Annotated in this window: 20 protein-coding genes; 14 read left to right on the top strand and 6 right to left on the bottom strand. The window is 61.3% G+C overall.

What is annotated here, in order from left to right:
- Positions 1-45: 45 nt before the first annotated feature.
- Genes gmd through B0G77_RS03530 form a run of 4 tightly spaced genes read left to right on the top strand, consistent with a single transcriptional unit; the run spans position 46 to position 4,661 of the window.
- Positions 46-1,164 (top strand): GDP-mannose 4,6-dehydratase, encoded by a 1,119-nt coding sequence (gmd, locus tag B0G77_RS03545; protein ID WP_133660863.1) that lies wholly within the window; start codon positions 46-48, stop codon positions 1,162-1,164.
- A gap of 5 nt (positions 1,165-1,169) precedes the next feature.
- The gene (locus tag B0G77_RS03540; RefSeq protein ID WP_133660862.1) at positions 1,170-2,126 is read left to right on the top strand and encodes a GDP-L-fucose synthase; all 957 of its coding nucleotides are present in this window, start codon (positions 1,170-1,172) and stop codon (positions 2,124-2,126) included.
- Position 2,127: 1 nt separating this feature from the next.
- Positions 2,128-3,273: a glycosyltransferase family 4 protein gene (locus B0G77_RS03535; protein WP_133660861.1), complete on the top strand. Its 1,146-nt coding sequence runs from the start codon at positions 2,128-2,130 to the stop codon at positions 3,271-3,273.
- 59 nt (positions 3,274-3,332) lie between these two features.
- Entirely contained in the window at positions 3,333-4,661 is a 1,329-nt protein-coding gene (locus B0G77_RS03530; RefSeq protein ID WP_133660860.1) for a glycosyltransferase WbuB, read from the top strand.
- A gap of 17 nt (positions 4,662-4,678) precedes the next feature.
- Here the strand turns inward: B0G77_RS03530 and B0G77_RS03525 are convergent, their stop codons facing one another.
- Complete coding sequence (locus B0G77_RS03525) at positions 4,679-5,170, bottom strand: hypothetical protein (protein ID WP_133660859.1); 492 nt, start codon at positions 5,168-5,170, stop codon at positions 4,679-4,681.
- 519 nt (positions 5,171-5,689) lie between these two features.
- Between B0G77_RS03525 and B0G77_RS03520 the strand changes: the two genes are divergently transcribed.
- Genes B0G77_RS03520 through B0G77_RS03505 form a run of 4 tightly spaced genes read left to right on the top strand, consistent with a single transcriptional unit; the run spans position 5,690 to position 10,579 of the window.
- Positions 5,690-5,944 carry an acyl carrier protein gene (locus B0G77_RS03520; protein WP_133660858.1) on the top strand — a complete coding sequence of 85 codons (255 nt, stop codon included), beginning with the start codon at positions 5,690-5,692 and terminating at the stop codon, positions 5,942-5,944.
- Positions 5,945-5,988: 44 nt separating this feature from the next.
- Entirely contained in the window at positions 5,989-7,965 is a 1,977-nt protein-coding gene (locus B0G77_RS03515) for an HAD-IIIC family phosphatase (protein WP_133660857.1), read from the top strand.
- Positions 7,966-7,974: 9 nt separating this feature from the next.
- Complete coding sequence (locus tag B0G77_RS03510; RefSeq protein WP_166656115.1) at positions 7,975-9,129, top strand: hypothetical protein; 1,155 nt, start codon at positions 7,975-7,977, stop codon at positions 9,127-9,129.
- A 13-nt stretch (positions 9,130-9,142) separates the two neighbouring features.
- A complete protein-coding gene (locus tag B0G77_RS03505) occupies positions 9,143-10,579 on the top strand; it encodes an MBOAT family O-acyltransferase (RefSeq protein WP_133660855.1) in 1,437 nt (478 codons plus the stop codon).
- 165 nt (positions 10,580-10,744) lie between these two features.
- Here B0G77_RS03505 and B0G77_RS03500 read toward each other — a convergent pair whose 3' ends face one another.
- From B0G77_RS03500 to B0G77_RS03490, 3 genes are all read right to left on the bottom strand, one after another.
- Positions 10,745-11,920, bottom strand: a complete 1,176-nt coding sequence (locus B0G77_RS03500) for an acyltransferase (RefSeq protein WP_133660854.1) — start codon at positions 11,918-11,920, stop codon at positions 10,745-10,747.
- Positions 11,921-12,000: 80 nt separating this feature from the next.
- Positions 12,001-12,564: a putative colanic acid biosynthesis acetyltransferase gene (locus tag B0G77_RS03495; RefSeq protein WP_243750927.1), complete on the bottom strand. Its 564-nt coding sequence runs from the start codon at positions 12,562-12,564 to the stop codon at positions 12,001-12,003.
- The gene (locus tag B0G77_RS03490) at positions 12,561-13,544 is read right to left on the bottom strand and encodes a phytanoyl-CoA dioxygenase family protein (RefSeq protein WP_133660852.1); all 984 of its coding nucleotides are present in this window, start codon (positions 13,542-13,544) and stop codon (positions 12,561-12,563) included. Before B0G77_RS03490 ends, B0G77_RS03495 begins: the two co-directional genes overlap by 4 nt.
- 305 nt (positions 13,545-13,849) lie before the next feature.
- Here B0G77_RS03490 and B0G77_RS03485 point away from each other — a divergent pair, with 305 nt between their 5' ends.
- The 4 genes from B0G77_RS03485 (at position 13,850) to B0G77_RS03470 (ending at position 19,213) form a co-directional block, all read left to right on the top strand.
- Positions 13,850-15,595, top strand: a complete 1,746-nt coding sequence (locus tag B0G77_RS03485) for a GMC family oxidoreductase (protein WP_133660851.1) — start codon at positions 13,850-13,852, stop codon at positions 15,593-15,595.
- Between the two features lie 5 nt (positions 15,596-15,600).
- A complete protein-coding gene (locus tag B0G77_RS03480) occupies positions 15,601-16,773 on the top strand; it encodes a glycosyltransferase (RefSeq protein WP_133660850.1) in 1,173 nt (390 codons plus the stop codon).
- Between the two features lie 146 nt (positions 16,774-16,919).
- A complete protein-coding gene (locus B0G77_RS03475; RefSeq protein WP_279571343.1) occupies positions 16,920-17,996 on the top strand; it encodes an acyltransferase in 1,077 nt (358 codons plus the stop codon).
- Between the two features lie 527 nt (positions 17,997-18,523).
- Positions 18,524-19,213, top strand: coding sequence for a methyltransferase domain-containing protein (locus B0G77_RS03470; RefSeq protein ID WP_133660848.1), 690 nt, complete (start codon positions 18,524-18,526; stop codon positions 19,211-19,213).
- Positions 19,214-19,514: 301 nt separating this feature from the next.
- Here B0G77_RS03470 and B0G77_RS03465 read toward each other — a convergent pair whose 3' ends face one another.
- On the bottom strand, positions 19,515-21,230 hold the full coding sequence (locus tag B0G77_RS03465) for a hypothetical protein (protein WP_243750926.1): 1,716 nt from the start codon (positions 21,228-21,230) through the stop codon (positions 19,515-19,517).
- On the opposite strand from B0G77_RS03465, the gene B0G77_RS44085 reads away from it, so the two are divergent.
- The gene (locus B0G77_RS44085; RefSeq protein WP_243750925.1) at positions 21,229-21,474 is read left to right on the top strand and encodes a hypothetical protein; all 246 of its coding nucleotides are present in this window, start codon (positions 21,229-21,231) and stop codon (positions 21,472-21,474) included. The two genes, B0G77_RS03465 and B0G77_RS44085, sit on opposite strands and share 2 nt — an antisense overlap.
- Before the next feature lie 485 nt (positions 21,475-21,959).
- Positions 21,960-23,084, top strand: a complete 1,125-nt coding sequence (locus B0G77_RS03460) for an acyltransferase (protein ID WP_133660847.1) — start codon at positions 21,960-21,962, stop codon at positions 23,082-23,084.
- A gap of 18 nt (positions 23,085-23,102) precedes the next feature.
- Here B0G77_RS03460 and B0G77_RS03455 read toward each other — a convergent pair whose 3' ends face one another.
- Positions 23,103-24,461, bottom strand: a complete 1,359-nt coding sequence (locus tag B0G77_RS03455; protein ID WP_133660846.1) for a hypothetical protein — start codon at positions 24,459-24,461, stop codon at positions 23,103-23,105.
- Positions 24,462-24,470: the final 9 nt, after the last annotated feature.

The raw sequence follows: 24,470 nt of genomic DNA, 5'->3' as shown, positions 1-24,470 counted from the left end.
GCGGCCAGCGCGCACCGCAGTCAAACGGTCGACGAGGGGAACGCAATGAGTCGGAAAGTTGCTTTGATTACCGGCGTGACGGGACAAGACGGGTCGTATCTGGCCGACCTGCTGCTCGAGAAAGGGTATGAGGTGCATGGCATCAAACGGCGCACTTCACTGTTTAACACGGACCGCATCGATCACCTATGCTGCGACCCGCACCTCGCGCACCGACGCTTCTTCCTGCACCACGGTGATCTGACTGACTCATCGAGCATCGTCCGGATCATCCAGCGCGTGTTGCCTGACGAGATCTATAACCTCGCCGCGCAAAGCCATGTTGCCGTCTCGTTCGAAGTACCGGAATATACCGCGAACGCAGATGGTCTAGGTGCGCTGCGCATTCTCGAGGCGATCCGGATGCTCGGGCTCGAAAGGAAAACACGCTTTTATCAGGCATCGACGTCGGAACTCTACGGCCTCGTGCAGGAAGTGCCGCAAAAAGAAACCACGCCTTTCTATCCGCGCAGCCCCTACGCGGTCGCGAAGCTTTACGCGTACTGGATCACCGTGAACTATCGCGAGGCGTACGGCATGTATGCGTGCAACGGCATCCTGTTCAACCACGAGTCGCCGTTGCGCGGCGAGACCTTCGTCACGCGCAAGATCACGCGAGCGATCTCGCGTATCGCCGTAGGTCTGCAGGACGACATGCATCTCGGAAACCTGTCTGCGCTGCGCGACTGGGGTCATGCGCGCGACTACGTCGAAATGCAATGGATGATGCTGCAACAGGAACGGCCGGAGGATTTCGTCATCGCCACGGGCGCGCAGTTCAGCGTGCGTGAGTTTATCCAGCATGCGTGCGTCGAACTGGGCATCACGGTGCGCTTTGAAGGTAGTGGCGTGGATGAAGTCGGCGTCGTCGACGCGGTCGAAGGCAAGCAGGTGCGCGTGTCGCCGGGAGACGTCATCGTGCGCGTCGATCCGCGCTACTTCCGGCCAACCGAGGTGGAAACACTGCTCGGCGATCCGTCGAAGGCGCATGTGCGGCTCGGCTGGAAGCCGTCGACCTCGTTCCATGCACTGGTCAAGGAGATGGTGCGCGCCGACTACCAGATCGCACGCCGCGACGCACTTGTCACCCTCGCCGGTTTCACAGCCCTTGAACATCACGAGTGACGAACATGGACAAGAACGCGAACATCTTTGTCGCCGGCCATCGCGGTATGGTCGGTTCGGCACTGGTACGCCGGCTGCGAGCCGACGGTTACACCAACATCATCACGAGAACGCGGGCCGAGCTGGATCTGCTTGACCAGGCAGCCGTGCGAAGCTTCTTTGCGAGTGAACGCGTGGACATCGTGCTGCTTGCGAGCGCCAAGGTGGGCGGCATACTCGCGAACGCGACGCAGCCGGCAGACTTTATCCATCAGAATCTTGCTATCGAGGTTAACGTCATCCACGCTGCGTATGAGGCCGGTGTTGCACGCCTCGTTTTCTTCGGCTCGTCGTGCATCTATCCGAGGGCTTGTACGCAACCTATCGAGGAATCCTACCTGCTCACTTCCGCGCTGGAGGCGACCAACGAACCCTACGCGATCGCGAAGATCGCGGGCGTGAAGCTATGCGAGGCATACAACCGCCAATACGGGACCCGCTTCGTCGCGTTGATGCCGACCAACCTCTATGGCCCGAACGACAACTACGATCTAGGCAGCAGCCACGTGCTACCAGCGCTGATCCGCAAGGCTCATGAGGCGAAGGTGCGGGGCGAGAGCTCATTGGTCGTCTGGGGGACCGGTACGCCGCGCCGCGAGTTCCTGCATGTCGATGACCTCGCGGCCGCCACAGTCTTTGTGCTCGAGAACGAGGTGGCGGACGGTCTGCTGAACGTCGGCGTCGGCGAGGATCTGTCGATTCGGGAAGTGGCAGAACGGGTCGCAGTCGCAATCGGCTTCGATGGGCAGATCGTTTTCGATACCACGAAGCCGGATGGCACACCGCGCAAGCTGCTTGATGTGTCGCGCCTCGCGCGAATGGGGTGGCGCGCCAGTATCGGTTTGCGGGAGGGCCTCGAGGCGACTTATCGGGACTTCATGGTGCGCTATGGCTCGGATACTCACTCCGAAGCGGCGGTCTGACATGACGACAAACTCCGTCACGATCTTCCATAACGTCGTGTGGTCGCGTCATAAGGGAGTGGTGTTCTCGGCGCTGCACACCATTTCTACGGCTGGCGCGATCAAGTATTCGATTGTGCAAATCTCCGATACCGAGCATTTCCGGCTCGGCTTCTCGGACGTGGACTACTCGTATCACCGGTATCCGATGCGCAAGCTTTTCAACGGCTGCTACGAGGACGTTCCGGTTTGGCGCATGACGTATCGCCTCGTCATGGAGGTCTTCAGGGCGAAGGCCGACCTCGTGGTGTTGCCCGGCTACCACCGTCCAGAGTACTGGGCCATGCTGCTTGTCTGTATCCTGACCGGCAAGCGGCGCGCGGTGTTCTGCGATTCGACCGGCCGTGACCGTCCGCATCGTATCCTGACCTCGATCCCGAAGCGAGTGTTCTTTTCGCTGTGCGACGGCTATTTCGGCTTCGGCGAGCGCAGCCGCGAATACCTCATGTCGCTCGGCGCGAAGCGCGACAGGATCTTCATTCCGTGCCAGGCGGCGGCTTTGCCGTGGTCGTTCGCGCCGGAAAGCGCACTCGACGACCGGCTGCGTTTTCGTGCCGGGCAGGATCCGGTGTTTCTGTTCGTGGGCCGACTGTCTGCGGAGAAGGGCGTTGAGGCCCTCCTGGACGCCTTTGCCGCGGTCAGACAGCAAGTGCCCGAGGCGAAGTTGCGCATCGTCGGAACCGGGCCGCTCGGCGATCAGTTGAAGCAGAGAGTGGCCGATGAAGGATTAGGTGCCTCGGTGTGCTTCGTCGGCAGTCTGCAGGACGAAGGCCTGTCTCGCGAGTACTTCGGTGCAACCTGCCTTGTCTTGCCTAGCATCAGCGAGCCGTGGGGTCTCGTCGTGAATGAGGCCCTGAACCACGGCTGTCCCGCTGTCGTGAGCGACAACTGCGGTTGCGTTCCCGAACTGGTGATTGATGGCGTCACGGGCTACGCGTTCGCACCTGGCGACGGCGCTTCGTTGCGACGCACCTTGCTCAAGGCGCTCGAGGCGTTCGCGGATACCGGCGAGACTGCGAAACATTGCATGAGCGTCATTCAGCGCTTCGATCCACCGACGGCGGCGTCGAACATTGCACGCGGCTGCGCGGTGATGTTGACCAGCTAGCGACGCGCGTCGCGGCAAAAGTTGGGCGCATAGGTGCTGCACGGATGACGGAGAGGCGTATGAGGATTCTGATCGTCGGGCTCAACTATGCGCCGGAGCTCACCGGTATCGGCAAATACACCGCAGAGATGGCGGAGTCGATGGTCGCCGAAGGGCATGAGGTGCGCGTCGTCTGTGGGCCACCCTACTATCCGCAGTGGCGGATAGAGACCGGCTACAGTCCCTGGCGCTATCGCATCGAACTCACGCGCGGCGTGCAGATCCGGCGTGTGCCTTTGTGGGTTCCGGCGGTGCCCACGGGTGTCAAGCGCCTGCTGCATCTTGCAACCTTTGCGCTGTCGTCGTTGCCGATATTGGCTGCCCACGTGGTGTGGCGGCCAAACCTGGTGATGAGCATTGCGCCGAGCCTCATGAGCGCACCCGCATCGTGGGCGCTGGCGCGCGCGAGCGGCGCGAAGTCGTGGTTGCACATTCAGGACTATGAGGTCGACGCGGCGTTCGACCTCGGCCTGATGCGAGGCAAACGGGCGCGGCGCGTGGCGCTTGCAATCGAACGCATGCTGCTACGTCGTTTTGACGTCGTGTCGAGCCTGTCAGAGAAGATGACCGGGCGCGCGATCCTCAAGGGCGTCGATCCGCTCAAGACATACCATTTGCCAAACTGGGTTGACACACGGACGATCACGCCATTACCAGGCGCGCGCCACTATCGCCAGTTGCTCGGTCTCGACGAGTCGACGCCCCAGGTTGTTGTCCTGTATGCGGGGAACATGGGGGCCAAGCAGGGACTCGAGGTTGTAGTCGAAGCGGCAGAGGTGCTTGCGCACCACAAGGACATAAGCTTCGTATTCTGCGGAAACGGACCGGCCCACGCGCAACTCGAAGAGCGCTGCGCGAGCTTGCCGAATTGCCGGTTCATGCCGCTCCAGCCAGCGGATCGGTTGAATGAACTGCTGAACGTGGCGGACATCCACGTGCTGCCACAACGCGGCGGCGCGGCGGACCTCGTGATGCCGTCGAAGTTGGGCGGCATGATGGCGAGCGGCCGTGCGATTGTCGCGATGGCTTGCCCCGGTACTGAGCTGTTCGGTGTGGTTTCGCCGCGTGGTGTCGTCGTTCCGCCAGAAAACGTGCCCGCGCTGGTCGCGGCAATCGAGGCGCTTGCGTTTGATCCGCAACGGCGTGCGGCGCTCGGCATCGCTGCGCGCGAATTCGCCGAACGCACGTTGGCAACGACGACGGTGTTGGGCTGCCTGAACGACAGACTGGCGCAGCTAGGTGCGCAGGGCGAGCCGACTGCGCGCAAAAACCGTCGGTTGAACGAGGCAGACGACCTGACGCACGAGAGTCCGGTTGCGGCGCCGCTTGAGCCGACGCAGGGCGACTGAATCAGGACGCTACCCGGCTACCACGGCAACCTGTAAATGGGGTGAAGGGACGTGCCGTCGCCATAGATGTTCCGGGCAGCGGCGGCGGGGCCTTGCGTCGGGCCGGCGCTGCGCCCACGGCGCAGGGCTCCGGTGTCCTGGGGGGCTGCAAGCGCAATCCGGGCCATGGCCAACGGTGCGTTTGCCCCGATGAGCATGCGTTCCTGCGATGTGGGGGTATGGGTGCCGTCTGCCCCCGACAGAACGTCTTGGTGCTGCGTGACGGCCGTCATTTGCGATTGATAGGCATCCTCGTACGGCTGTGGCGAACCCGATAGTTGCGCGTCGTCCGTTCCGTCGAGAAGCACGGGCGGTGCGGTGAAGGCCATACCGCGTGCCTCGGCGAGGTCCGCTCCCATGCCGCGAGCCGTGGGAGCATCGCCATAGCCCTGCGGCTGATGGGCGGACGTGGTGCCGCACGCGCATGCGATGGATAGCGTCAACACGGTACATCGAGCGACTTCGAGCATGATGAATCTCCTTCGAGTGGCGGCATCGGCGACAACGGAACCGTATCCTGATAGTAGTCACCGTGGGTGCTCCGCCTGAGAGGTGATGCCAGTCCATGGCCGACAAAACCTGTGCTCATCTGGCCATTTTTGCTTGAGCATAGGCGTTTGCTGAAATCCCGGCGTCCGTTTTTCCCCGCTGTCCTGTGGCGGCTGAGGGATCTGCCCGAAATGCTGGTCCGCCGCAGACGGGAGCTGTTGCGAAGTGCGCATGCCGTGTCTCGAGTGAAGCCCGCTCCTGAACATGTCCCCGGATTTGAATGGCGTATCACACCAACTGTTTGGCCGGAAATGGATAAGGCCACCTAGTAGCATCTGGACATTCGTATGCGGTTTTACGCAAGCCAGGATGCGACGCGCGGCACGGAAATGGCGATCGACGGTAACGCGACGGTACGTGACGCATGAAATTCAATGCGAGCCGGAAGAAATTCTGGATAACGAAGGGACTCAGGGCTCGACTCTTCATGAGGTCATGGAATGATCCAATCGGAAATCTACGCGAAGCTCACGGACGTGTTTCGCGACGTGTTTGACGATGACGATATTGTCGCGAACCCCGATACGACTGCGGCCGACATCGATGGCTGGGATAGTCTTGCGCACATTCGGCTCGTGCTGACTGTCGAGAAGGCGTTTGGCGTCAAATTTGCCGCGTCTGACATCGTCGGGCTGAAAGACGTCGGCGAATTTGTCCAGTTGATCGGATCGCGGAGTCAGCCGACGCGGCAGTAACCTGTCAACCAGCGTTTCCATGTCCGCCTGAGGGGTTATGTCGCATGGTCAATGATCTGTATGCCTCGCTGGGATGGCTGCCGCCCCCGCCCGCCGATTTTGCCGCCCAGTGCCGCTCACTCGCAAACAACGACGCGAACGACCTGGCCGTCGATCCCGGCAAGCTGGTACGTTGGCTCGCGACCCACGCACTCGACGAAAACCAGCTGGTCCGGCTCGGCAAGGCGATCGCTGCCGCGCGCCGCAATGGGCGTCCGCTCGCGCCGCTGACTCCGTTCAGGCTCGGCATCGTCAGTAACTGCACGCTCGATCACCTCGCCTGGCCTCTGGTCGCATCGGCCGCCCGACACGGCGTTGCGCTCGACTGCGTGTTGGGTCGTTACGACCAGGTGTCGCAGGAAGCGCTAACACCGGATTCGCCTATCAACACCGGGAAACTCGACGCAGTGCTCGTCGCGGTCGATTACCGGGGGCTGCCGTTTTGTGTCGAACCGGGCAATGAAGAAAGAGCACAGGCCAGTGTGAACGCCGCGTTGCACTACCTCGAGAGCATCGCACAAGGGCTGCGCCAGCACGGCAACGCGCTGCCGATCCTGCAGACGCTTGCACCGCCGCCGGAAACGCTGTTTGGCAGCCGCGACGCGGCGATCCCGGGCACGCTGCACAACCTGATCGAACGCTTCAATCACGAATTGGTGCGCCGCGTCGCCGCCAGCGATGCGATCCTGTTTGGCGTCCACACGCTCGCGCAGACAGTGGGGCTCGCAAACTGGCATTCACCATCGCAATGGAATCTTGCTAAATATCCCTTTTCTGCCGCCTACCTGCCGCTGTATGCGGACCATCTGGGCCGACTGTCAGGTGCGGCGCGCGGCAAGAGTCGACGTGTGCTGATCCTCGATCTCGACAACACATTGTGGGGCGGCGTGATCGGCGACGACCTGCTTGAAGGAATCCGGATCGCGCAAGGCGACGTGGTTGGCGAAGCGCATTTGAGCGTTCAGACGATGGCATTGGCGCTGCGCGAGCGCGGCGTGATGCTTGCCGTATCGTCGAAGAATAATGATGAAACCGCGAGACTGCCGTTCCAGAAGCACCCGGAAATGCTGCTGCGCGAGCACCACTTTACGGTATTCCAGGCGAACTGGAACGACAAGGCAACCAATATTCGGGCGATCGCTCAGGAACTGTCGCTCGGCCTTGAATCGATGGTGTTTCTCGACGATAACCCGGTTGAGCGCAACCTGGTGCGGGAGATGCTGCCCGAAGTGGCGGTACCTGAACTGCCCGACGATCCGTCGCTGTATGCGCGCACGCTGAATGCGGCGGGTTATTTCGAAGCGCTGTCGTTCGTCGCCGAGGACCGGCAACGCGCGGTGTTTTACGAGGACAACGCGCGCCGGATCGCGCTACAGAACCAAGCGGGCGACGTCGACGCGTATCTGAAGTCGCTGGAGATGCGGATCACGTTCGCCCCGTTCGACGGCGTCAGCCGCGCACGGATTGTCCAGTTGATCAACAAGTCGAACCAGTTCAACCTGACGACCCGCCGCTATACCGAAGCCGACGTCGTGCGTCTCGAAGAGGACGGCGGCTGCTTCACGCTGCAGGTGCGCCTGACTGACATATTCGGCGACAACGGGATGATCTCCGTCGTAATCTGTCGCCCGTTGCGCGGCGATGCGTATGATGCCGTCAACGACAGCGGCGAGGCCGATACGTGGGATATCGACACCTGGCTGATGAGTTGCCGGGTGCTGGGCCGCAAGGTCGAGCAGATGGTGCTCAACGAGATACTCACGCACGCGGCGCAGCGTGGCATTGCGCGAGTGACTGGACGCTACGTGCCGACCGGGCGTAACGCGCTGGTCAAGGATCACTACGCAGCGCTCGGCTTCACTCCGATTGGCGAGCACGACGACGGCACGACAGTCTGGGAGATCTCGACGGACGCGCGCAGTCGTCCGGTCGAGCATTTCGTCGTGCATCGGACCGGCTTCGATGTGGCACTGCCAGCTTAAGGAATGCGGATGGCCAGCCGTCACGAACAACCAGGATGTACGCTGTCGCGGCGCGACTACGTGCTGCTGCCGGCAATCGTCGTGCTGACGGTTCTGCTGCTGTTCTTCGTGTCCGAAATGGGCACACGGCTGGCATGGTCAGAAGCTCACGCCGGCGGCGAGTGTCACGTCAGCGACAACGCGCTCGGCGTTGCCAACGTGCCGAACTGCACGATGCGCGTCAAGGTTCCGGAAACCGGCTGGATCACCTATCACTACAACGAATGCGGCTTCCGCAGCACCGATGCGTGCGGGCCGAAGCCGGCTGGGGCGCAGCGCGTGGCGATCCTGGGTTCCTCGTTTGCGGAGGGCAGTGGCGTCGCTTACGCGGACTCGTTTGGAGCGCTCAGCGAGGCGCAAATGTCGCGCATATGCAGCCGGCCGGTCGAATTTCAAAACCTCGGGACCACCGGCTTGCCACTCGCAAAATTCCAGACCCGCGTCGGCCCGGCGCTGCGCCTTCGGCCGGACGCCGCGATGCTGGTCGTTGCGCCCTTCGACCTCGAGAAGCTGACTCTGCCCGACGGGGAGATGGCCGGTCTGAAGCGGGTCGCGGCGACCGCGCCGACCGGGACCGCCGGCGTACCCAGGGCACACCCAGACCTGCTGGGCGTGGCCAGGGGAATGGTGCAGGACAGTCGCGCGATCTCGGTGGCGGAACATTTCATGTTCGAGAATCCGGAGATACAGGTCTCGATGTATCTGCGCTACGGGGACAAGGCGGACTTCCTGCGCCAGCCCTTTTCGCGCGCGTGGCAGCAACGGCTCGCGGCGTTCGACCAGTTGCTCGGCGATGTCGCCGACCGGTTTCGCATGGCGGGTGTGCCGCTGCTGCTGGTCGTCATTCCTCAGCGCGCGCAGGCCGAGTTGCTGACGACGCAGCCGTTGCCATCAGGAGTCGATCCGTTTGCGCTCGGCCGTGCGATGAGCGTGATCGCGCAGCGGCACGGGGTCCGTTACGTCGACCTGTTCACAGCCTTCAGCCACGAGACACATCCCGCACGATTCTATTACCCGGTCGACAACCACCTGAACGAAGACGGGTCGCAGGCGGTGGCCCACGGGATCATCGCCAGTCTGTCGCACAGCGGCATCGCCGCTTTCGACTCATGCAATACGCCGTAGCCGGGGGAGCATCGTGATTGTTCCATCATTCCAGTTCCTCGCGTTCGCGGCGGTGGCGGCGCTGGTCTTCAACCTGTCGCGCTCCGTCAGGTGGCAGAACCTCGTATTGGTGCTGGTGAACCTCTCGTTCCTGTCGACGTTTTCGCATGACCCGGCCGCGCTGGTGCCGTTCGCCGCGTTCCTTGGGGTGGGCTTCGCGGGCGCACGGGCAATGCAGGCAAAGCCTGGGCTGCCAGTCTTCGTGCCGCTGCTTGCGCTGATGATCGTCATGTTCTTCTGGTTGAAGCGATACGCCTTCGTGCCGTCGGTCCTTCTGCTGGACCATCCGTATGTGACGATCGGCGTGTCGTACGTATTTTTCCGCATGCTGCACCTGATCATCGATGCACGCAGCCCAGGCTTGCTGGTGCGTATCTCGCCAGTCGTCTACCTCAACTACGTGCTGAACTTCACGTCTCTGGTGTCCGGCCCCATCCAGCGCTTCCAGGACTACTACGCGACGCAGACCGACGAGCGTCTCCTTCCAGACGTGATCGACTATGGCCGCGCGCTCGAGCGGATCGTGTTCGGCTTCTTCAAGGTTGCGATCGTGTCGATGGTGTTGTCGCGCGTGCAGCACCAGGCGCTCGGGGCGCTGTCGCCTGCGCAACCGGTTGCGGACCGCCTGCTGAACGGCGTCGTGATCGCTGCCGTATATCCGCTCTATCTGTACTTCAATTTCTCGGGCTACACCGACGTTGTGATGGGTGTCGCGCGCTTTTTCGGAATCGCACTGCCGCCAAACTTCAACCGGCCGTTCTCGTCGACCAACTTCATCAATTTCTGGGCGCGCTGGCATATCACGCTGTCGACCTGGCTGAAGACCTACGTCTACAACCCGCTGCTGATCACGCTGATGAAGCGCTTTCCGTCGCGCAAGGCGGAGCCGTATCTCGGCGTGTTCGCGTTCTTCGTAACGTTCTTTCTGGTGGGCGCGTGGCACGGGCAGACCTCGATGTTCCTGTTCTTCGGCCTGCTTCAAGGCGGCGGCGTCAGCGTCAACAAGCTCTACCAGATATTGATGACCGTGCGGCTCGGCAAGAAGCGCTATATCGCGCTGTGCGACAACGGGTTCTATTCGGCGTGCACGCGTGGGTTGACCTTCACGTTCTTCGCGTTCAGCCTGTTCTGGTTCTGGTCAACCTGGGCGCAGATGAACGCGATTGTCGCCGCGCTCGGCTGGGGCACGGTCGCGCTGGTGTGGCTGCTGGTGTTCGCAGGCGCGTCGCTTTTGCTGGCGCTGCTGCATTGGGCACATGCCGGCGCACTACTGGTCGGGCCGTCCGCGCACCCGTTGGTGTTGTCGCGTTACACACGGACTGCGTGGAGCACAGCGCTGGCGGTGATCACGGTGTTAACGCTCGTGATCTCCAGCGCTCCTGCGCCCGACATCGTCTACAAGACGTTCTGACAGCGTCGTCCCGAACTCGATCGTGATGCTTCGAAACAGCGCCCGCTGCAGACGATGGCGCCCGAGGCCGGGTAGCCTTGGGGCATAAACTCACTTCTATTGAGCGATGATGCGGGCAACCAAACCCGTGAGCTTGAAGGAATCATCCGGGCGCCTCGACGCGTCTCAATCGGTGGCTGGCGACGTAGCCGGGCGACTGCCTGCTGGCGTCTTTGGGGCTGGACCGCCCGACAGCTTTTCGCGCATCCATCGCGATGCCGGCCTTTCTACAAGGCGTTCCGAACAGGTAGACAGCGCGTACGCAAGGAGCGTAACAAGCGTCACGCCAAGCGCGAACAGCAAGACGGGCGGAATCACTTGCAACTGGGCGCCGAACGTCTTTCCAATGAGCCGGAAGATGAAAATGCCCAGGAAATGCCAGATGTACACGCCATAGCTTCTTTCCCCAAGTTTTTGCGCGATCCGAATTTTCGTCAACGCTTCGCGAGAGGCCGCGAATAGCAGCAGCAAGGAGGCACCCGTTGCTGCGGCTATCAACGGAGTGATAGCGTACGATAGATTCAGCCCGGCGCCTGTGGCCAGCAAGGCCGCATAACCGGCTGTCACGCCGACGCCGGCGAGAACCACCATGTGGAGGTCCGGACGCTCGTGCTGGAATTTTTCTCTGCAATAGCTCCACAGCATGATGCCGGGTATGAAACACGGGAACTGGGTGGGTGGCCAGTAGTACAGAAACGTATTGTTGATGACAGCGTTGGTACTGGCACCGCGTAGGGCGAACCAGACAGTCCCGTAGCAGACCGCAAGCGTGGTTGCAGCGACAAGCCACAGGCCCCGCCGCGTTCTGGACATCAGGAACAGCGCGGGCGCTACGACATAGAACGCCATTTCAACGCCGATAGACCAGCCCCCTGGCACGACGCTGTTGATCGCACCCGGGACGAATTGATGAACGAACAGCGCGTTCGCCAGCACGTCCCACGTGCCGTGCGCGCTCAGCACGTGCACATGGCTGATTCTGATCGCAACCCGATCGAGCACGCCATAGATCACAATGCCAAGGTAGTACAGCGGGGCAATCCGGGCGAAGCGCTTCAGATAGAACCGTCGGATCAGGGGGGCTGTGTCCAGACCTTTTTTCCGGTCATCGGCGAGGGTCTTGCAGATCGTGAACGCGCTGATGACAAAAAAGAGCTGAACCCCATATTGGCCACTCCCGGCCAGCAGCGACAGCCAGGACGGTAACGCCGGCACCCATGAGCAGAGATGGACGGCAACTACCCCAAGTATCGCCACTGCTCTACCCAGGTCCAGTACAACTAGCCGGTCGTCTTGGGTCACTGGCGCTCACCATATGGACAGTCTTCAGGGCGGAAAGGCCCCGACAAGGCTAACGGTTGTCTTGCCTTGAGCGTCAACCTTCAGGATGCAAAGCGTTTCCGGATGAAACGACAGGGATTGCCGCCGTAGATTCCTTCCGCAGGCAGCGATCGATGCACCACGGACAGTGGGGTCACGACAGTGGACCTCCCTATCGTCACGCCCTTCTGGATCACACACTTCGACGTGATCCATACACCGTCTTCGATGACGATAGGCGAAACACGAAGGTCCATGTCTTCATCGAGGTCGTGGGAGCCCGAAGTCAGGAACGTGCCTTGCGATATGCAGACGTTAGAGCCGATGCGAATCATCGCCTGGTTGTAGATCCATACATCCTCACCGAACCACGAGTTGTCGCCGACTTCCAGATTCCACGGCGACTTCACGCGAATGGCATGAAGGAATCGACAGTTTTTGCCGATCCGGGCGCCGAATAGTCTGAGCAACGCCGCGCGCAAGCGCGATACGGGCATGAGCCGGTTATTGACGATGCACGCTTCAATCACAAACCAGGCGAGCAGCGTGAACGCTCCCCGGTTCGACACGTAGTTGCCGCGGCCAGCGAGACTCAGATCGACGACTTTGGTCATTTGCCTGTTCACTTCACCAGCGCCTTGATCGCCAGCTTCTTCGTCATTTGAAACGTCTTCGGGAACATCGTTTCGACACCCAGCACGACCCGGCTTGACAGACGGTCCATGTCCTTCGGGCAGTGAAATGCCATTCCGTTGAATTCGCGAAGATTGAGCGGCTTGATCTTCGACTGGAACTGGAGAAACCGATGAGATGCCGGAATGAAATGCGAGGTCAGCGAACTACGCGAGAATTGCGGTCGCGTCGTCCGCAGACTGCCGTGGATGGTTTTGGCGTTCCAAAACAGGACATCGCCTTTTTTCAGGAAGGGTGCCCGGAATTCAAGCTGGTGTCTGGCAATGACCTTCAGGATCAGTTCCTTGTAACGTCCGTGATTGAACGCCACGTCGAAGTCCTTGCCGTTCTTCGCCATGTCGATGCGGTGGCTGCCAGGGATCACGAAGAAGCGACCGGCTCCCGCATCGATGTCTTCAAGCGCATACCAGCATGCCGACATGGTGCCAATGTTCTCGCTGTCGAGGTAATACGTGTCCTGATGCGGCCATGTCTCGGAGTTTCCTTCGAAATACATGCTCTGGACCAGCTTGCCTTCTTCGCCAAACAACGCTCTATTGATGGCCTTGATGGGCTCGCTCGCAAACACCTTCACTGCACGTCCTTTAAGCGACGCAAAGTCCGCATCACTGAGAGACTGAAGATTGAGCAGCGGATTCATCACGAATCCATGCTCGTTCATCCGGTTCTTTTCAGGGTTTGCGGTGGCCTGTCGATAGATGTAACCCGGATAGCGCTTGACGGTCTGGTCGAATGCGTGGCGGATGGCATCGCACATACCCGTGGTGACCACGCCGCGAACGACGACGTACCCGTTTTCCTCATAGTAACGACTCGCGCCCGCGAGGTCCGTCAGGTCGAACAGCGTCCCGTTTTCGGCGGCAACCTCTGGGATCTCAATTTCCGTCCCGATTGGACTAAGGATCTTGTGCATGCTTGCCTCGGCATATCGTTCAGAGTTGAGCGATCTCAGCGCAAAGTCTAAGAGACCTCAAATCCCGGTGTCGCAACCTGGCGCGTCAGCACCCCATCTTGGCGGGATCAAACGGCATTGTCTGCGGCACCTTAGGACGGATCAGTCCGATGCGCCCGGTCAGGAAGCATGTCGTTTCCTCAGATTGGCGTGCGCAGTGTGGCGGGTCACGCGGCGTTCTTGTCGGATCACGACTGTTTGCGTGACCGATGATTGGAGAGCGTCGCGGATGGAGCCGCGACGGAATCCATCGAGGAGCGATCGGGATGTTCATTGATACCCGCACTATCGAGGAAGGCTCCTGCGTCGAGAGCGCAGTGTGCATCATTGGCGCCGGTGCCGCAGGCATTACACTTGCGCTGGAAATGGAAAAGCTCGGGATCGACACGTGCGTGCTCGAGAGCGGCGGCTTCAAGCCGGATGAGCAGACCCGCGATCTGTACCGTGGTGAGAACGCGGGCTTGCCCTATCAATTCGCGGACGGTAGTCGCAGCCGCTATCTGGGCGGTAGCAGCAATTGCTGGGGTGGGTGGTGCCGCCCGCTCGACCCGTTCGATTTCGAAAAGCGCGATTGGGTCGCGCATAGCGGCTGGCCGTTCGGTCTGGACGAGCTCGCACCGTATTACGCGCGCACCCATGCGGTGCTGAGGCTTGGCCCCAACAACTTCGATCCGCAGTTCTGGGAAACCTCGATCGGGCGGCGCGATGTGCGCCGCGTGCCGCTTGTCACCGGCAATGTGCGCGATATGATCTCCCAGTTCAGCCCGCCAGCGCGCTTTGGCAAGCTCTATCGGAAGGATCTCGGGCAATCGCGGCGGGTCTGCGTGTACCTGTATGCAAACGTGGTCAACATCGAGACCCCGGATGAGGCACACACAGTGTCGAAGGTGCAGGTTGCGACGTTGAGCGGTCGTCGCATCAGCGTACGCGCGAAGATTTTCGTGCTGGCCACGGGCGGCATCGAGAATGCGCGCCTGCTGCTGGCTTCGAACAAGGTCCAGCCGGCCGGTCTTGGCAACGGCAACGATCTCGTCGGTCGCTTCTATATGGATCACCCGCGGCTGATGTCGGCGACCGTTCGCTTCAACCGGGCATGGTCGCGCGACAAGTTGTACGACATCAAGTACCACTACCAGAACAACGCGGTGTCAGCGCACGGTACGCGCATTGCGTCACAATTCGCGCTAACCCCTGAACTGCTCAAGCGGGAGCGTTTGCTGAATGCGCGTGTCTGGTTCTTCTCGTTGTTTAGCGGCGAGGGCAGCAACGCGGCCGAAGCGTTGATTCGCTGCAAGCAGGCGCTGCTGCACAAGGATCAGCCCGGCTGGCGTCCAGCGCGCGATCTCGCGACGATGGTTGCGCATCCGGTCGACACGCTAGGCTTCGGCGTGACCCGCATCCTGCATCCCCGCCCATTGATCAGGCAGGTCAAGATGCAAGCCATCGCCGAAGCGGAGCCGAATCCGGATAGCCGCGTGACGCTCTCGACGCAGAAAGACCGGCTCGGCATGAACCGGGTGCGCGTCGCGTGGCATCTGACGTCGAATGTGCAGCGTACCTTCGATCGCACTTTCGCACTTGTCGGCGAGGAGCTAGAGCGCAGCGGCGTGGCCCAGGTTACGCTGGATCCGCCGATCGAGGGCGGTTCCTGGCCAGCGGAACTCGAAGGCACCTGGCATCATATGGGCACGACGCGCATGCACGACTCGCCCAGAGAGGGTGTCGTCGATCGAAACTGCAGAGTGCACGGGATGACGAACCTGTATATCGCTGGCAGTTCGGTTTTCCCCACGGTGGGTTCGAATTTTCCGACCATCACGATTGTTGCACTGGCACTGCGCCTCGCTGGACGAATCGCCAGTGAGCTGGGAATTTCGCAGGCAGGCATGGGGGGGCAACACCGGATCAGCGACGGGCACGATGGCCCGCGGGTGCCGGCGGACGACGAACTGACGTGGGCAGCGATGTCGCTCGATTCCAGCCGCACGCTGCTGCCATTCGGCAAGAAATGACGGCGATGAGAATTCTCCATTTACTCGCGTCGCTTGATCCGAAGGCGGGTGGCCCGGCGGAAGGCGTGCGCCAGGGCGGCGTGACCTTGATGGAGATGGGGCACGAAGTCGAAGTGGTGACGCTCGACGACCCCGGTGCGACATTTCTGCAGGACTTCCCGCTTCCGGTTCATGCGCTGGGACCATCGCGCGGCAACTACCGGTATTGTCCGCGCCTCGTGCCATGGCTGCAGTCTCACGCATCGCAATTCGACGCAGTCATTGTCAACGGCCTCTGGCAATACCACAGCTTCGGTGCGTGGCGTGCCCTGCGAGAGGTCGACGTGCCGTATTACGTCTACCCGCACGGGATGCTGGATCCCTGGTTCAAGCGGGCGTATGCGCTGAAGCACCTGAAGAAATGGCTGTACTGGCCGTGGGCCGAATATCGGGTGTTGCGCGATGCGCGCGCGGTGCTGTTCACGACAGAAGACGAGCGCCTGCTGGCGCGTCAGTCGTTCTGGCTGTATCGCGCCACAGAAGCGGTATCGACCTACGGCACCAGCGCGCCACCGCAGAACGACGTGGAATTGCGGGAGAGTTTCCTGTTGGAATATCCGCAGTTGCGGGGCAAGCGCGTGATCCTGTTTCTCGGCCGGATCCACGAGAAGAAGGGCTGCGATCTGCTGATCAGTGCCTTTGCAAACGTCGCCGGGCTGGATGGCGACGCCCACCTCGTGATCGCCGGCCCGGACAGTGCCGGGTGGCGCTCGACGTTGCACGAGCAGGCGGAGAGACTCGGCGTCGCGCAGCGCATCACGTGGACTGGCATGTTGCAGGGCCCGCTCAAGTGGGGCGCCTTTTATGCGAGCGAGGCGTTCGTGCTGCCTTCGCACCAGGAGAACTTCGGCGTAGCGGTGGCCGAGGCGTTAGGCTGCGGCGTCCCGGCGCTCATTTCGAACAAGGTGAACATCTGGCGCGAGGTCGACGCGGATGGGGCTGGCTTCGTTGCCGCCGACACGGTGGAGGGCACCGAGAAGAATCTGCGCCGTTGGCTGACTCTGGATACTGAGTGCCACGCACAAATGAGCGCGCGGGCACGCGATCTGTTCAAGGCGCGATTCACCGTCGATGCGATGTCGCGTGACTTGCTGCGCGTTCTGGAAGGCGAGTCGTTTGCCCTGGCTGCGGGCCCCTGAAACGCGTTTTGTGCAGCGGCCTGTTCAAACGCGAGAATGGCGGCCGCCGCCCACTTGATCGACAAAGGTCCACAGCATGAGATCGACGTCACGCGAGTCTCGCAGCGCACTGCCCGCGCTGACCTGCGTCCGTTTTTTTTGCGGCGCTGTGGGTGGTGACCTCGCATCTGGTGGTCATGGGCTTCATGCATTTCCCGGCGCCAGTGCTTTGGGTCGCCGGTGACAGCCGGCCTGCGGTGACGTTCTTTTTTGTCCTGTCGGGCTTTATCCTTGCGCACAACTACAGCGACGACTTCAATCGCGACGCGCTGCGCCGCTTTTACGTGGCGCGCTTCGCGCGGATCTATCCGATGCTGCTGGTTTCGCTCACGCTGGCGGCGCCCGTGACCGCGGTCCTGTTGATTTCGGACGACAAGACACATCTGTTCGAATGGTATGGAATACCGGGCAATCCGACGCTGCCGTTGATCACCAGTCTGCTCGCGCAACTGCTCTGTCTGACCGCGTGGCTGCCGTTTGCAACGGTCAATCAGCCGTGGAACGGACCGGCGTGGAGCATTTCATGCGAGGTTTTTTTCTATCTGATGTTTCCGCTGCTGGTGCGGTTCATCGCGCGACTGACCTGGCCGCAGCGGGCCCTGCTGCTTATCGCGGGATTCTGTGCGCAGGGCCTGTGGGTCGTCGCGGCGCACGAGCTGCTGGCGCCGTCGCGCAGCGGATTCTTAATCTCGCAATGGCCGCTAACGCATTTGTTCGAGTTCGTACTTGGGATTGCTGCCGAGCGATATTGCCGGGCGTCGCTGGCTGGCTCCAGCCAGGCGGATCACAAGGGGAGGGTCGCAGCGGCGATCGCTTTGGTCGTAATCGGCCTGCTGCTCGTAGGGCGTCCCGTAGAACCGGCGTACTACCTGCTGTCGCCATGCTTTGCGCTGCTGATTGGGGGGCTTGCCGTCCAGAAGCGACCTGTGTGGGGTTTGCTCAGTATGCGGCCGCTGGTATTGCTGGGAGAGGCGAGCTTCTCCCTCTATCTGATTCACGTACCACTCATGCATCTCGCCGCGATTTCCGGCATGGATCACAACAGTGGGCTGCCGCTGTTGTTCGGCCTGGTGTTGTCGAGCGTGCTCGTGTTTTGCGTGATCGAGCGGCCGGTGCGGGCGACCCTTGTGCGACGCTTCACGCATCGCGCGACTGCTGAACACAGCCCGGCCATCACGGCATAGGAGCCCTGTTTGCGAGGCGTTTGCGGCGCTCACGTGTGTTGCGATCGATCGATACGCTTGCCATTACGACCGTCTGCTTCAAGGAACGCTCTTGTTGCCTGGATGGATTCGGCATCGGCGGTATGTCGGTCGAGCACGCCACCGGTTCCGATCGAAACATGCAGCAGAACGAGGGTTTACTGAACCGGGGTGAGACCACCTGCGGGTTGCCCACACTGTGGTGATAGGGTCACTTTCCGTCAGTGTGTCGCTCTATTCGGTCGGATGGCCTTCGGAAAACGTCTGCGGCTGTATGATCAAACGCAAGAGACTTGAGAAGCCACATCGGGGATATTTCCAGAGGAGGGGATACGAGCCCGCATTGAACACGCGGGAAGCGATGCGATGCGCGCGGCCAATGCCCACATCGGTGCTGGCTTGATCGTGCCCGATGTTGTGACATCCGGCAATGGAGCGGCTGTCACAACCATCCAGGGAGACGTCCATGTGTCGCAACTTTACTTAAGCTCACGATCACGATCATCAAGATGAAAAATCAGTATATTCAATATGGCTGCGGTTGGTCCGCACCACATGGATGGCGAAATTTTGATGCTTCGCCTACGTTGCGCTTTGAGCGCTTGCCACTCGTTGGCTCGCTGTATACGAGAAATGCGATGCGCTTCCCGGAGAACGTGGAGTATGGCGACATCGTGAAGGGCCTCCCGATCGAACCGGAATCATGCGATGGAGTCTATTGTTCGCATGTTCTGGAACATCTGCCGCTTGATGGCTTCAGGGCGGCCTTGAAAAACACGTATGCAGTATTGCGACATGGTGGGACATTCCGCCTCGTACTGCCGGATCTGGAGTACCTCGCAAAACAGTACGTCAGTAGTCCGTCAAACGATGCAGCTCTGGTATTTATGCGTGAAACTTTCCTCGGTCACGAGGGGCGCGCTCGTAGCCTGAAGGGTTTCATCGCTTCGTGGCTCGGGAACTCCCAGCATCTCTGGATGTGGGACTACAAATCGATCGAACCGGAGCTTGAACGAGCGGGGTTCGTAGGTATCAGAAGGGCTTTTTTGGGCGACTCTCCCGACTCCAGGTTTCGAGAAGTAGAGAATGAGGAGAGGTGGGGTAACAGCCTCGGTGTCGAATGCTGGAAGCCGGGCGAACATCGCACTCACTATTTGCGGGAAGTTGATCTGAAATTCGATGAGGTGAAGGCCGCCTAGAATTTTGGTGTCGATGGTTTCCTGGGGCCGTGTGACGAAGCGTCGCCAGAGGTATCTGACAGGCTCCAGATGATTGCGATCAGATTCGGTTCGGGACTATAGGTGGCCGGGTAGGACAGCATCACGCAATGGTCGATGAGCCAACCATATCTCAAGCAGAAATGTGCCGGCGGAACCGCGAGGCATGCCGCCGGGCGTCATTCAGCGCCAGGACAGTTTGGGCGTGACATGTCCGCAAGCGGTGGTGGTTCACAGTTGCGCCGGGAAATTTGCGCCTGACTCTGTGCGCATCAGGACAAGGTTACTGGGCAACGTACCCAGTGGGTGTTGTGACGTTCGCCTTGACAACCGCCGCGTTTCTCGAGATCACGTAGATCGGCGTTTCGCTCAGCGTCAGCGCGACGACGCCATTGCTGTAACCGACGCTCGACGCATTGCCCATTATGTCAAGCACGCTGACCTGGCCGGAGGTGCCGGGCGCATCGACTTGCAGCTTGTATCCCACCTGGTAGGCAGCGCTGAAGCCTGCGCTCGCGTTCCATACCGCATTGCTATGCGCCCAGGCCGCGGTGATTACCTTGCCGCCGTTCAACTGCTGGAACGCATAGGCATAGACGCCCGCTGGCGTGGCATTGACGGGGCCTAGCGTATTCGTGCCGTCGATGATACGCGTCATCGCCGCAGCCGCGAGCGCCGCGGGCTTGGGACTGACCGACGTCGACCCGGCCGCGCCGCCTTGAGGGCCGACGAGATCGAAGAAGAGTCCGTAGCCGACCTGCACCGGAAAGTCAGCCGCGAAGAACAGATAGGTCACGTCCGCACCTTCTCCGAGCAGGATCAGGTGCGTGCGGACGACGACTGCGCCATGCGCGTACAGAACGTTGGCCGTCGGATAGGTCGAGCCGTAAGCCGAGCCGAGGTCGTAGCTGATTCCGGTTTCGGTCACGAAGAGCCGCGCACCGGGCTTGAGCATGTCGGTGATCTGCCGACGCAATGCGCGCATCGACGCCGGTAGCGCCAGCGCGGCCATGCCTGGGGCGCTATTGCCGACGAGTCGCTCGGGCGGATGCGACGGCGAAGTGCCCACGTCGTAGTAGCCATGAACCGTTACGCCATCGAGATACTGCGCGATGCCGAGTTGCGCGAGGCGCTGCAGCCACTGGGTATTCGCGGAGACTGTCGCATTGGTCGTTCCCATCACCAGTGCGTTGGGGTCGCCGGCATGAATCCCTTGCCACGTCGCCCGATACATTGCGACGAAACTGGCATCACTATCGCGCCAGGGTAGACCGCTGCCGTAGTCTGGCTCCCACGTCACCTGGTAGTAATTCCTCGACTGGGCGGGGAAGTACCGGTTGCGCGTCTTGCTGGATTCCTGGCCGACGCGTCTCATGAAGTCCTGGTAACGGGACAGCGAAGTCGGGGCATAACTGTGGGTCGCGGTGCCGGTGGGACTCGCCCATGCAGGGATGCCGTCGAGCTGGATCAGGCGGAGCAGGTCGCCTTGCCTGAAATATCGCGCGAGTGGGTATGTGGCCGGGTCGAAGGTGTTCGGGCCATTGGGCTCCATCAGATACCAGTTGCGGTTGTCGTTGACCCATGTCAGGCCGAGGTCCGTATAGAGGGGCCGGTAGCCATCGCCCGGGCAGCAGTGCTCTCCGGGGAGCAGGAAAGCGGCACCTTGCCCACCAAAACGGTGCAGATCCTGGTGCGGATAGCTGGGCGCTGGCAGCGTGCCGGCCAGATCAGGCAGCACTCCGAAAGTGGCGATGTCTGCGGGCCGTGTGCCGCGCGACGGAAGGGTTCCGCCGGCCGAACGCAAGGTGGCCGAAATCGCGAAGTAACCGGCCAGCGTCGATACGCAACGGAGCGACACGGCCTGCGCACCGCCCGACACGGCGAACTGTCCGGATGCCTGCACGTTGCTCCACGCGTCGGCGATTTGCCAGACGAGCGTATCGTTCGCTCTCGCGCGCGTCGTGAACGTCAGCATGAACGGCTGGCCGGCCGGGAACATGCGCGTTCCGTCGCTGCCGGGGGTATCCGCTTCGATCGGATCGCCGGGTGCCGCCGTACTCGCGGGCGCTGAAGGGCTGCCGCAGAGGAGCGCGTGGGCGGACGAGGCGGCCCCGCTCGCCGTCGTCATTGCCGTTGCGACGGCCATGGAACGGCCGGATGTGGGGGACGAAACCGATGTGCTGCCGCTGTTGCCGTCGCCGCCGGGTGGGCTGGCGGCCGCTGTGATCACAAGCGTCAGTTGAAGCACGATTGCTACCAGTGCGCGGGCGGTTTGCTCGAGGAGCGTCTCAGGTGCTGCGTCGTCTCGGTGTGGGGGCGCATGGTTTCTCATGGCGGCTGGCTGAAGTGGAGGACATCAGAAGACAAGGTCGAGGGCAACGCCTGGCGCGATGTCCTGGCAGGCACGAACACCCTGACACGACTCACCTTCTAAAGGTGGTCGCGAGCCAGGGCAACCCGGCACCGTCCTGGGCGGCGATGGACAGACCAGCTGGGCGACCAGCGTCGATTCATTGCATGTGCAGCGGCTTGCGGAGCGAACAGCGTATCGGGAAGTCACGCAAATTTATCTACAACGATAGACCCTGCAGCAGACGATGGAAAGACTGCTGGATGAAGAACGGCGAACCGTGCAAGCATCCTGCCGACGAACCTTAGCTTGTAACCGCCGCGTGCAGGAGACGCCGGATCCCCGCCCGTAATATCGATTTAACGGGGAGGGGGCAACGTGAAGACCAATTACGCCGAGCTGCATTCGCTTCGTGGCATCGCCGCACTGATCGTGGTCAGTACGCATTTTCTGATTGTCCTGCCGCAGTTCTACAGCGGTGTCACGTTGCACAGCGGCTGGCTTTCTGTCTTGCTGAAATACACGCCGTTGCACGTGCTCCTCGGGGGACACGGGTCCGTTCTCCTGTTCTTTGCGCTCAGCGGATTCGTCCTCTCACAGGCGTTCCTGGGGGGGCGCAGGATGTCCTACGGCAACTATCTGGTCAGGCGAATCCTGCGCATCCTGCCAGCCTACTGGTTGGCTATCGTCACGGCCTGTGTGATGGCAAGTGCATTGCCCGGCTTCAACGATGCTGGCCTGAGCGTCTGGTATCACGAGTCGGCGCAACAACCCGCGCCGACTCTCGATGTGGTGATGAGCCATCTGTTACTGATCGGGTCATTCGATACCGAGCGCGTGAATCCGGTGGTCTGGTCGCTGGTTCACGAGATGCGCATCTCGATCATTTTTCCGCTGCTGGTCGCATTTGCGTCGAGACGGGCGCTTCCGCTCGTGATCCCCGTCACCCTGACGATGGTGCCACTGGCGATACTGCTGGATGGCATCGCGCCGAGCATTGCCGGCACGGTCGAATATGTGCCCGTGTTTGTCTTTGGCATTCTCCTGGCGACGCACCGTCAAGTGCTAAGCGAGTGGTTTCTTGCAAAGCGCGTCGCGTTCAGACGCGCCGTAGCGGTGGCAGCTTTCCTCACCATCTACTATCTGCGAACCAGCCCAACGACGCCCTTCTGGATCGGCAGCGTCGTCGAATGTCTGCAAGGTTTCGCCGCCACCGTGCTGATGCTCGCCGCGATCAACTCAGCGAACGCTGGACGTCTGCTCAGAATCAACGTCGCGCGCTTCTTTGGCGACATCTCGTACAGCCTTTACCTGTGGCACATACCGATTCTGATTGCGGCGATCAAATTGCTCAACGCCTCGCTGCCGCTTGCGTGGGTGATGCTGATCGCGCTCTGCGGCTCCATCGTGGTGGCGACGCTCAGCTTCCACCTGATCGAGCGGCCTTTCATGGCACTGGCGAAGGCCATCGTGTCGCAGCGGCACAAGCTGGCTGTCCCCTGACTGGCGAGCCTCGCGTCATCAGGCGCCCTTGATCCGCGTACCGGGGAGCAGCATTGGCTGCGCAGCGGCCGGCGTCGCCGGGGCGATGGAACGGATTGCTTTCGCAGGGGCTTGCTGTGACAGTCGGGCGTGGCTGCCGACCAGCAAGCCGAGGGCCACGCCAAAGACCAGCCCGGAGAAACGCGGCCCTAACGGATTGCCTCCGATGGACATGGCCAGCAGGCTCGCAACCATCAGCAGCGAGCGTCCCATGACCGGCAGGAAGGGCATGTCGGGGGCCAGACGACGCCAGCGTCGATAGGACACGGTGCCACACCAGGTCGCATAAAGGACCGCGACAGGCAGCCCAAGGCCGAACATCAGGCCCCCGGCGAACAACTGGTACCCCCAGAAGTTGTGGCCCGCTCCCCAGTCGTGGATCGCATAGAAATCGCGTTTGGTTATCTGTCCCTCGAGCGCCCAAAGATAGACGGGAGAGTAGCGATAATAGTGTCCATAGCCCATGCCGAGCAGCAGTGAGGTCGTCGACGACGTCACCTGGTCATACTGGTCCTTCAGTTCCGCGAGACGTGTGACGGTGGTCGGGTCCATGCCGGAGCGGGTCATCTTCGCCGCGAACACACGTTGCGTCCAATGTGCAGCGACCTCCGGAAACATCATCGAAACGGCGACCGCCGTGCTGCCTATCATCGCTGCGACGATCACCGCTCGCACACCCGCCTTGATGAGATGCCGGACTGACGGGGCACCCAGCCAGGTCGCATAACAAAAGAGCAGGACCGTGCCAACCACGAGACTGCGCGTCACGCTTAACAACTCCACCATGACGGTGCCGATGAATAGCATCAGCGTCATTTTGGTGACTCGTCTGGAGAGCACGAATTCGTGTAGCAACATGGCTTGCAGACCGAGCAGGGTCGCCGACACGATGCGAAACCTCACGGTCTCCAGGTCGCCGCTTCCGAGCATGCCGTTGACGAAGCTGTAGACCAGCGAGATCGACATTGCATAGTAGAGGACGCGTTCGATTTGCCCGATCCGCTTTGCATCCCATGCACTGCAGGCGACCCGATAGCCGAGCAGGAACAGCACGAATGGCAGCAGCACGCGCATGTAGTTGCCGGGGTCGTTGTGTTGCACCAGCTCTGGCACGAGGCTGCCGAATAGGGTCAGACATAGCGCTGCGGTGACTACCGTGCGCACGCGGGAGTGGCCGGTGAAGCGCGGGCCGATCAGCACCAGCACCATTCCGGCAAATATTGCCGGCACCGCCAGCAGGACCTGCGCAAGATGGCTGGCGGACTCCTCGCCCTTGTAGTCGACCGCCAGGGGAATCAGGAACAGCCATACCCAGATGATCGCGTAACGATTGCGCATGAGCGTCTA

Origin of the sequence: Paraburkholderia sp. BL10I2N1 (genome assembly GCF_004361815.1) — a bacterium.
Classification (GTDB): domain Bacteria; phylum Pseudomonadota; class Gammaproteobacteria; order Burkholderiales; family Burkholderiaceae; genus Paraburkholderia.
Note: the sequence above shows the minus strand (reverse complement) of the source record. Positions and strands in the feature narration are given on the sequence as shown.